The following is a 9,257-nucleotide window of genomic DNA, read 5'->3' as shown; positions in this document are numbered from 1 at the left end:
CTCTCAATAAACGTGACCAATTTTTCGCGATAGGCGGGCATACAGTTCTGATCGCCGAGGGAGTTGAGTTTGAGACGGTATCCGATGCCGAGTGCTTTTAGGATATCCGCGACCATCATAATCATCAATGCATCTTCATAGACCGAATCGACTCCGAAGCTCTCGATCCCAAACTGATGGAACTCTCTTAAACGCCCTTTTTGGGGACGTTCGTAGCGAAACATCGGACCGTGGTAATAAAAGCGGTGTATTCCCCCTTTTTTATCGAGTTTGTGTTGAACAAATGCTCTGACAACTCCGGCAGTCCCTTCGGGACGAAGACAAACGTCGTTTTCCCCTTTGTCCGTGAATTGATACATCTCTTTGCCGACGATGTCACTGGACTCTCCGACCGAACGTTTGAACAGTGCCGTCTCTTCAAGCAGAGGGGTTTCGATGTAGTGAAACCCGTACCGCTTGGCGATAGTAGAAGCAGTGGTTATAAAGTATTCAAAACGTTCATAATCCTCGGAGAGGATGTCGTTCATTCCGCGCAAAGATTGGATCATAAGGCTCCTTTGATAAGGTTGGTAATTTCATCGGTAATAGTATCGATATTTTGTGTCGCATCGATTACATAGGTTTGAATCCCCAATGCATAGGCCGAAGCGATCAAGGCGTCCTGGATGCTGAGAAGGTAGTCGGTACCGCGTGATTCGATCACATCGTGCTCTTTTTGGCTTAGACGGTTTTCAAGCTCTTTGGGCGTGAGTTTTAAAATAAATACGGTATCGGGCAGGGTTCCGCTAGTCGCGAGGCGGTTAAGCATTACGAGTGTCGATTCGTCGCATAGATTTTGGACGCTTGCGTATGCCATTCCCGATACGGCCGAACGGTCACTGATAATCAGTTTATTTCTATTGGGGACAATGATCGCTTCGGTGTGTTCGGCACGGTCGGCTAAAAAGAGGAGCAGCTCTGCAGTTTTGCTTTTTAAGTTTCCGTGTAAAACCATATTTCGGATTTCAGATCCTGCAGCGGTACCTCCGGGTTCTTTGGTAATCAGAGCCTCCGGAAAAAGGGTACGAAGTGCTTCGATTTGGGTACTTTTCCCCGCGGTGTCGATCCCCTCTATTGCAATGTACATGATTTCATGCTCCCGATAACATTTTGGACAGGTTCAGGGAGCAAATGTACCGTTTTACCGTTGAATTTTAGTAGATTACGGACAATGGAAGAGCTAATGAACGCATGTTTGAGCTTTGGCATCAGATAAACGGTTTCGATATTAGGATCAAGCGAGTTGTTTAAATATCCCAGTTGCAGTTCAAATTCAAAATCGCTGACGGCTCGAAGTCCTCGTATCAGTACGGTAGCCCCGAGTGTGTTAGCAAGCTCGACCGTCAGATTGTCAAATCCGACAACCTGAACCCGCTCTAAGTCTCTGACCGACAATTTAACCATATCCACCCGTTCTTGCAAAGTGAACATCGGCTTTTTCTCCTGAGAGTCAGCTACGGCGATGATCACTTCATCAAAGAGTTTGATACCCCGCTCGATAATATCGAAATGGCCGTTTGTAATGGGATCGAATGTTCCTGGATAAAGGGCAATTTTATGCATGGCTGTCATCCCATCGCTTGTAAAGATCGTTTTGGATGCCGAGGAGATCAAACCATTTGCCGATCATAAAGTTTTCCATAGCTTCAAGGGTGTTTTGCTCGCCGTAATAAGCCAACACGGGGGGTGCGATGATAACCCCCAGCATCGACAGTTTATGCATATTCTCCAGTGCGATCGGTGAAAAAGGGATTTCACGAGGCGCGAGTACCAAGGTACGGCGCTCTTTTATCATCACTGCAGCTGCTCGGGTGATGAGATTATCGGCAATTCCGCAGGCGATTTTCGCGAGGGTATTCATGCTGCAGGGTGTAATAATCATAGCATCAGCACCGTAGGAACCGGAGGCTACGGATGCCCATATTTCGTCGTTTTTATGGATGGTCGTGTTCTCTTCTTTCTCTAAAACGACAGAGGCATGATCGGATACGATCAGATGCTTTTGGATATCTTCGGGGAGGGCGCGAACGAGCTTCAGTCCCAATGCCGCACCGCTGGCACCGCTGATCCCTACGACGATTTTCATTGTAATTCCACCCGATTTTCTCCGATTACTTTGGCTTTGGCACGTTTGTTGTCATTTTTTTGGATTGTAATAATATCATAGAGTAACCCCTCTTGTGTTGCGGTAGCCCCAAACTCGACGATAACCCCCTCATTTCGCACTTCCACAATGACTTTTTCATTTTTCAAAACAAGAGGCTTGGTTTCGATATTTCGTATGGTTAAAAGTTGACCCGATTTGAGGTTGGAACGAAATCGTGAGGGCTGATCCGGAAGGGCGGTGAGCGGGATGTCTATGAATGAGGAAAAAGGGATGGATTTTAGGAGAGTGTTAAATCCGTTAAGCTGCTCTTTGCGGGATATCTTTTGGGTTGTATGAAGTACCTCAAGTGTCGCTTTGATCGAATAGTCGAGGTAATGTCTTATCCCCTGTTCATCGAAATAATAAAATGTTCCGGTGCCGTTTTGATAAAAACGCTCATCAAAAACACCTCGAACCTTTTTCGGTAAAGCAGTGAGATAACCGCGTGAACTTATCGTAATCTCGTCGATTCGGATTGTCGGATAGCGTTCGATAAACATCGCTTCCAGTTGCCGTTTTAGAGGCGTGAAATCTACCGGGCTGTGTTTTGTGAAATTAACGTAACGGGTTTTTGTAATGTCGAGAGCTATCCCGTTAAGTTCGAATGTTTTGGCAATAATTTGAGCATCAAGACGATAGTGATCCTGATCGGACGGAATTTTAACGATTTCAAATTTTTGAGTCAGTTCGGGGAACAAATCGTTTGAGTAGATTATATTTTTATCATACTCATAGTTTTTTGCCAATTCATAGGCATGAAGATTGAATAAAAAAAAGAGTAGTACAAAGAGCTTATTCATTGGCGAATTGTAACATAACGACATTTGTTTTTCATTAGTTTTACGATATCCTAGCCGCTAATAATTTTTAGATGATGTGGATATGATGGTTTTAAACAAAAAAGATATTTCGAGAGAAGTGGACAGCGCTGATAGGAAACGTATCCGCAAAGAGCAAATAGCCATTGCCTACAAGCAGTCGTTCGCCTCAATCCTCCCCCTTCTATTCGGCGCTTCCGTAATATTGTTCTTATTCTATAAATCTCGCTTAGCCGAGATGGTGACAGTTTGGTTTAGTATTATTATTTTAACGTTGATCTGGAGGCTTTGGTTATTAAATGATTATCGCTGCAATTCGCAACACGTTGAGAGTGCGGTATGGGAAAGGCGCTTTAAATATGTGATGTATTCTTCCGCCCTGATGTGGGGAAGTGCGGCATTCTTTATTTTTCAAACTTCTGATCATCTACACCATTTCTTTATTATCTTTTTATTGACGGGGATCGCATCGGTCGCATCCGGAACGTTAGCTTCGTTGCTCGGAGTAACGGTTGTCTTTTTATCTTTCCTTTTGGCTCCGATATTGATCGTGATGTCTTTTCACGGCGAATTTGAACAGCAAATGATGGGGATGCTGGTTGTTGCGTTTTTCTTCTTATTGGTCAGCGCATCGAAACGGATCCATTCCAATATTATGAATGCGTTGACATCCAAAATACTGCATCAAAAAGCGGCTGAGGCATTGGCTCTGTCGGAAGAACATTTTGAAACAATTTTTAAAGAGGCGCCTGCGGGGATTTTTTATTACAACTCTGATTTAAGGATTATCGATTCTAACGCAGAGATGCTTCAAATTCTTAAAATCGATCGTGATCGTATGATCGGTTTGGATATGAATAAACTTCCCGACAGCTGTTTAAATACAGCCATTGTCTCTGCTATTCAAGGGAAAAAAGGGTATTACGAAGGTCCATATACGTCGATGATCAATCGTTTGAACCTTTGGATTACCTTTCGAACGTCACCGATGTACAATGCACAACGTGAGATAATCGGCGGAGTTGCAATTGTTTCGGATGTCACCGAACAGATACAAGCCCAAGAGAAGATAAAACATCAGGCCTATTTTGACGCATTGACTGATATTCCGAACCGTATCTTGTTAAAAGATCGTGTTGAACAGGCGCTAGCCCATTATCGACGCCATGGAAATTTGATTGCCATTATGTTTTTGGATTTGGATCATTTTAAAAGTGTCAATGATTCATTAGGGCATTATGTCGGCGATTTGCTATTGGTTGAAACAGCGACACGTCTAAGCCATATTTGCCGTGAGGGGGATACGGTAGCACGTTTAGGCGGAGATGAGTTTGTTATATTGCTCAATGAACTCGGAACCGATCCGCTAGCTGCCGCTGCTCGTGCGGAAACAGTAGCAGAAAAAATTCATGAAGTTTTCTCTACCCCTTTTGAGGTCGGTCATTCTGAGCCTATTTCTACCAGCTCGAGTATCGGAATTGTCTTGGTCAGTTCGAATGAACAAAGCGCCGACGATTTGCTAAAATTTGCCGATACCGCAATGTATCAGGCAAAAAAAGAGGGGAGAAACACGACCCGCTTTTATCAAGAAGAGATGGACCAATGGATTAAAAAACGGCTCTTTTTAGAGAATGCGCTTCGTAATGCCATTAAGAACAATGAACTGGAACTCTACTATCAGCCGGTTATTGAGATGAAAACGAAACAGATTGTCGGTGCCGAGGCACTGCTAAGATGGAATCATCCGGAACTTGGCATCGTCATGCCGGATGATATGATTGAAATTGCCGAAGAGAGCGGGCTTATTGTCTCTATCGGCGAATGGGTACTTCGCGAAGCGTGTACGCAGTTTGTCCGTTGGCGGTCTGAAAATCTGAGCCAATCGCATATTGACCGTATTGCCGTTAATGTGAGCGCCGTGCAGTTTCGCCAAAGTGATTTTGTCGACAAGGTGATACGTATTGTCGCAGAAACGGGGCTTGTCCCCTCCATGCTTGAGCTAGAGTTGACCGAATCGACGATTATCGACAAAATTGACACGGTTATTGATAAAATGAACCGCTTGCGGAACGCCGGAATCGGTATTTCAATGGATGATTTCGGTACCGGATATTCATCATTGGCGTATCTTAAGCGGCTTCCGTTTACAACGCTAAAAATCGACCGTAGTTTTGTTCGCGATATTATGAGCGATGCGGATGATGCGGCGCTTGTGGAGACGATTCTTTCGATGGCATCTATTTTTAAATTTGATGTGATTGCGGAGGGAGTCGAGACAATCGAGCAGTTTAAATTCCTGGAAAGTCATGGATGTCAATATTTTCAAGGATATTTATGCAGCAAACCCGTGCAAGTATTTCAGTTTGAAGAATTACTTACCCATGACATTCAGAGCTGCATTGCGTAATATTAAGAGTTGCGCTTAGATTTTTTCTCCGATAATTTCATCGGCTCTAATAATGGCTTTGTCGATATGGTCAACAATATTCTGACGGCCGATAATTTCATCAATGTGGGATGATCGGATAAATTGATCCACTTGGGCATTAACGCCGGAGAGGATCAGCTGCGTATCGTATTGAGAGAGTCTCTCGTGCAATATTTCCAGTGCATGCAGACCCGCCGCATCGATCAGAGGAACGTAGCGCATACGCAAGATAAACACATGAGGCGGCTTCTCAAAGAGCATGAGGGTGTCGACCAATTTCTCTGCCACCCCGAAAAAGAGCGGCCCTTGAATCTCATAGACTTCAGCTCCCTGCGGAATGATTTTATTGGAGGTTGAGTCGGGATCGTTCTCATCAGACTCTACGGGACGGATTTGGGTCGATTTCATCATCTGATCGATAAAGAGGATGGACGCGAGGGCGATTCCCGCTTGAATCGCAAAGTTCAGATCGACCAAGACGGTCAGCGCAAAGGTTACGATCAGGACGATCCGGTCGGTTCGGGGGGCTTGCATGATCTCTTTTATATGCTTGATCTCCGACATATTCCATGCGACTACCATCAAAATGGCTGCTAATGCCGCCAAAGGAACTTTAACGATCAGGGGCGCGAGGAGAACCATGAATAAAAATAACCAGAGTGCGTGCATCATTCCGGCTACCGGTGTTTTGGCTCCCGCTTTGACATTGGTTGCCGTTCGGGCAATCGCTCCCGTAGCCGGAAGACCTCCGAATATCCCGGAAGCGATGTTGGCAACCCCTTGACCCAAAAGCTCGGCATTGGATTTATGACGGGTACCTGTCATTCCGTCGGCTACAACGGCCGATAAGAGCGATTCGATGGCGGCAAGGGTGGCGATAGTGATCGCATCGGGAAGGAGAAGTCGAAGTTTCTCGAAGGTTATATTCGGCCATACGGGGCTGGGAAGCATGGACGGTATAGTACCGAAGCGGCTCTCAATGGTTTCGACAGGGAGATTGAGACTCCATACGGCCAGTGCGCTGAAGGTAACGACAAGAATCGGCCCCGGAATGCGCGGAAAATACTTTTTAGCAAAGAAGATAATCCCGATTGAGATAACAGCAAGGATGACGGCCGTAAAATTTGTTTCATGCAGGTGGGTGATATAGATGCTCAGTTTGTCGATAAAATCGGGAGGAACAGTTGTGATAGAGAGGCCGAAAAAATCCCGTATCTGCGAAAAGGCGATCAGTAACGCGATTCCGGAAGTAAATCCGACGATAACGGGGTAGGGGATAAACTTGATAAGTTCGCCCGCGCGAAAAAAAGCCATGATGATTAAAATGACTCCCGCCATTATGGTTGCAAGGACTAAACCCTCATACCCGTGCTTCATAGCGACCATAGCTACCGTGACGATAAAAGCGGCTGTCGGCCCGCCGATTTGGTAGCGGCTTCCCCCGTGTGCCGAGATCAAGAATCCGGCAACAATCGCTGTAAAGAGCCCCCGTTCAGGGGGAAGATTCGACGCAATGGCAATGGCCATTGCCAACGGGAGGGCGACGATAGCTACGGCAAGTCCTGCGATCGCATCTGCACTGAAATCAGCCCATGAATATCCTTGTCGACGAAAAAGGGTAATAAGTTTCGGCTCTAGAGAGTCATGAATTGAGCGCAGCATGAGGGGAAATGTCCTTGAGAAAATTGATGTGTGTAGTGTAGCACTTTTTTAAGTTGCTGTTTGCTTAAGAGTGTTACGTTAGAATAATTAAAAACAAAAAGGACGGGTAAACGTATGTTAACTATTATCGTAACAACACTTTTACTTTCTTTGCTGATCAATATTTTTGTCAGAAAAATTTATTTGCCCACTATTATCGGGTACATTCTGACCGGGACGATTATAGCCTATGGCTTTGATCTGCATGATTCTGTACGCAACCATGAATTGAAAGAAATAGCCGAATTCGGGGTTGTATTTTTGATGTTCACTATCGGTCTGGAATTTTCCATAGCCCATTTAAAACGGATGAAGCATGAAGTATTTGTAACCGGATCGCTCCAAATTACTATTACGTCATCTATCATTTATCTGTTCAGCTATTATGTGCTCCATTTTGATCAAAACACGGCACTTATCTTATCCCTCGTCCTTTCCCTCTCTTCAACCGCTATCGTCCTAAAGCTTCTTAATGAAAGCGGTGAGATCAATCGCAGACATGGACAAAGATCGCTCGGAATATTGATTATGCAAGATATTGCAGTGATTCCGATCTTGCTTATTATTGGATTTATGAGCAGCAGTACAAATGATATCTCTTCTGTTTTGCAAAATATGAGTATCAGCGCCATAGTACTGCTGGGCACATTATGGATATTCGGAAAATATATATTAGAGCCGTTTTTAACCCAGATTCTCAAGACAAATTCAGATGAACTTTTTGTTGGAAGTGTTCTGTTCTTGGCGATAGGGGCCTCGTATTTAGCCCATATTTTAGGATTTTCGTATTCATTGGGTGCGTTTATCGCCGGTATGCTGATTGCCGAAACGAAGTACAAGCATCAGGCCGAAGCCGATTTGATACCTTTTAGAGATCTGCTGCTGGGGATCTTTTTCATCACGGTTGGGATGCAGATAGATTTCTTTCTTCTTATTGCTCAACTGCATATTATTTTAATGTTGTTAATAGGCGTTATGGCATTGAAATTTATCATTATATTCGGATTGATCCGAATAAATGAAAGTAAAAGAGTCAGTCTGAAAACAGCGCTCAGTCTGGTGCAGATCGGTGAATTTTCACTGGCGATTTTGGAACTGGCACGCTCAAATGACCTGATCGCTCATTCGTATAGCCAAGTTTTGATCGTGACGATTGTTGTGTCCATGATAGTCACTCCGCTTATTTTGAATCATCTCACTCCTCTGAGCGAATTTTTGTTAAAAAGAGAGGAGTGTGAGCTTGAGAGTTCTGTCGATTCGGATGCATTAAAAGATCACACGCTCATTTTAGGATTTGGAGAGTTTGGACGTAATGTCGCCGCGGCGCTCAAAGAACAAGGTGAATTTTATTTGGCTATCGAAAATAATATCAATACCTTTCATACGATACAGAAGATGGGGGAACCTGCTATTTTCGGAAATGCCCTTAAAAAAGAGGTATTAAAAAAAGCCAATATACAGCTGGCAAAATATGTCATTGTCGCGATCGATAATCCGGCTAAGCTGTATCATGTATGCCAAACGATCCAGCAGTTTGTGGAAAATTCAAAAATTATTGTCAAAGTGCACACCGAGCACGAAAAAAACATTATTTCCGAACTCGGCATCACCCATATCATTATCGAAAATTATGTGATGAGTCAGCAGGTTTCTCAACTCATAATCGGTACCGAGTAGAGGATTAAATTGTTCCGTATTCGATAGCGGTTTTTGTGTAAAAAAGATTAGGCATTTGTTCGTTTAAAACGGTAAAAAGGGCATTGCACCCTTCCTCATCGGCAATCATAATAATTTCCAGAGGCTGATCGGCAAGTTCGAAAAATGAGGCGGAATGCCATGTTCCATCATGTCCCAATCCTTTGGCCGCATTGGTCACGGTTACCCCGTTGATACCTGAATGCTGTGCAATCTCTTCAAGCCAATCGGCAATATTAACACCGTTATGACGACGGCTTTGAAGCGTAAAAAATGTTAATTGATATCCTGTTTTCATAGTGCGCCCCTGTTTTGAAGATACATCATACTGGCAATCCCTAAAAAGGTCATAATAAGCGATCCGCCGACGTGCAAAAAGACTCCCATCGCGGCATGGGATAATCGTCCTTCTTGAATAGCGGTTACAATC

Annotated in this window: 9 protein-coding genes; 2 read left to right on the top strand and 7 right to left on the bottom strand. The window is 44.2% G+C overall.

From position 1 onward, the window contains the following. From Q0C19_RS08725 to flgA, 5 genes are all read right to left on the bottom strand, one after another. On the bottom strand, positions 1–548 hold a 548-nt coding region (locus tag Q0C19_RS08725; protein ID WP_295055155.1), incomplete at its 3' end, for an ATP phosphoribosyltransferase regulatory subunit. Further along, the gene (gene tmk / locus Q0C19_RS08720) at positions 545–1,126 is read right to left on the bottom strand and encodes a dTMP kinase (RefSeq protein WP_295055153.1); all 582 of its coding nucleotides are present in this window, start codon (positions 1,124–1,126) and stop codon (positions 545–547) included. The genes Q0C19_RS08725 and tmk, both read right to left, overlap by 4 nt. Then, on the bottom strand, positions 1,111–1,602 hold the full coding sequence (gene coaD, locus Q0C19_RS08715; protein ID WP_295055157.1) for a pantetheine-phosphate adenylyltransferase: 492 nt from the start codon (positions 1,600–1,602) through the stop codon (positions 1,111–1,113). The genes tmk and coaD overlap by 16 nt, the downstream gene beginning before the upstream one ends. Further along, positions 1,595–2,125, bottom strand: coding sequence for a UbiX family flavin prenyltransferase (locus Q0C19_RS08710; RefSeq protein WP_295055151.1), 531 nt, complete (start codon positions 2,123–2,125; stop codon positions 1,595–1,597). The genes coaD and Q0C19_RS08710 overlap by 8 nt, the downstream gene beginning before the upstream one ends. After that, a complete protein-coding gene (gene flgA / locus Q0C19_RS08705) occupies positions 2,122–2,985 on the bottom strand; it encodes a flagellar basal body P-ring formation chaperone FlgA (RefSeq protein WP_295055149.1) in 864 nt (287 codons plus the stop codon). Before flgA ends, Q0C19_RS08710 begins: the two co-directional genes overlap by 4 nt. Positions 2,986–3,067: 82 nt before the next feature. On the opposite strand from flgA, the gene Q0C19_RS08700 reads away from it, so the two are divergent. After that, the gene (locus Q0C19_RS08700) at positions 3,068–5,410 is read left to right on the top strand and encodes an EAL domain-containing protein (protein WP_295055147.1); all 2,343 of its coding nucleotides are present in this window, start codon (positions 3,068–3,070) and stop codon (positions 5,408–5,410) included. 15 nt (positions 5,411–5,425) lie between these two features. On the opposite strand, the gene Q0C19_RS08695 is transcribed toward Q0C19_RS08700, so the two are convergent. Next, positions 5,426–7,093, bottom strand: coding sequence for a SulP family inorganic anion transporter (locus Q0C19_RS08695; protein ID WP_295055145.1), 1,668 nt, complete (start codon positions 7,091–7,093; stop codon positions 5,426–5,428). A 114-nt stretch (positions 7,094–7,207) separates the two neighbouring features. On the opposite strand from Q0C19_RS08695, the gene Q0C19_RS08690 reads away from it, so the two are divergent. Next, entirely contained in the window at positions 7,208–8,809 is a 1,602-nt protein-coding gene (locus Q0C19_RS08690; protein WP_295055143.1) for a cation:proton antiporter, read from the top strand. Between the two features lie 4 nt (positions 8,810–8,813). On the opposite strand, the gene Q0C19_RS08685 is transcribed toward Q0C19_RS08690, so the two are convergent. Continuing rightward, the gene (locus tag Q0C19_RS08685) at positions 8,814–9,125 is read right to left on the bottom strand and encodes a DUF190 domain-containing protein (RefSeq protein ID WP_295055141.1); all 312 of its coding nucleotides are present in this window, start codon (positions 9,123–9,125) and stop codon (positions 8,814–8,816) included. Positions 9,126–9,257 lie beyond the last annotated feature (132 nt).

It is taken from the genome of Sulfuricurvum sp., assembly GCF_023250475.1.
In the GTDB taxonomy this organism is placed as follows: Bacteria; Campylobacterota; Campylobacteria; order Campylobacterales; family Sulfurimonadaceae; genus Sulfuricurvum.
Note: the sequence above shows the minus strand (reverse complement) of the source record. Positions and strands in the feature narration are given on the sequence as shown.

Coding starts and splice junctions, on each gene's coding strand:
- tmk (WP_295055153.1), bottom strand. CDS start 1,126: ATGTACATTGCAATAGAGGGGATCGACACCGCGGGGAAAAGTACCCAA.
- Q0C19_RS08685 (WP_295055141.1), bottom strand. CDS start 9,125: ATGAAAACAGGATATCAATTAACATTTTTTACGCTTCAAAGCCGTCGT.
- Q0C19_RS08710 (WP_295055151.1), bottom strand. CDS start 2,125: ATGAAAATCGTCGTAGGGATCAGCGGTGCCAGCGGTGCGGCATTGGGA.
- Q0C19_RS08690 (WP_295055143.1), top strand. CDS start 7,208: ATGTTAACTATTATCGTAACAACACTTTTACTTTCTTTGCTGATCAAT.
- Q0C19_RS08700 (WP_295055147.1), top strand. CDS start 3,068: ATGATGGTTTTAAACAAAAAAGATATTTCGAGAGAAGTGGACAGCGCT.
- flgA (WP_295055149.1), bottom strand. CDS start 2,985: ATGAATAAGCTCTTTGTACTACTCTTTTTTTTATTCAATCTTCATGCC.
- coaD (WP_295055157.1), bottom strand. CDS start 1,602: ATGCATAAAATTGCCCTTTATCCAGGAACATTCGATCCCATTACAAAC.
- Q0C19_RS08695 (WP_295055145.1), bottom strand. CDS start 7,093: ATGCTGCGCTCAATTCATGACTCTCTAGAGCCGAAACTTATTACCCTT.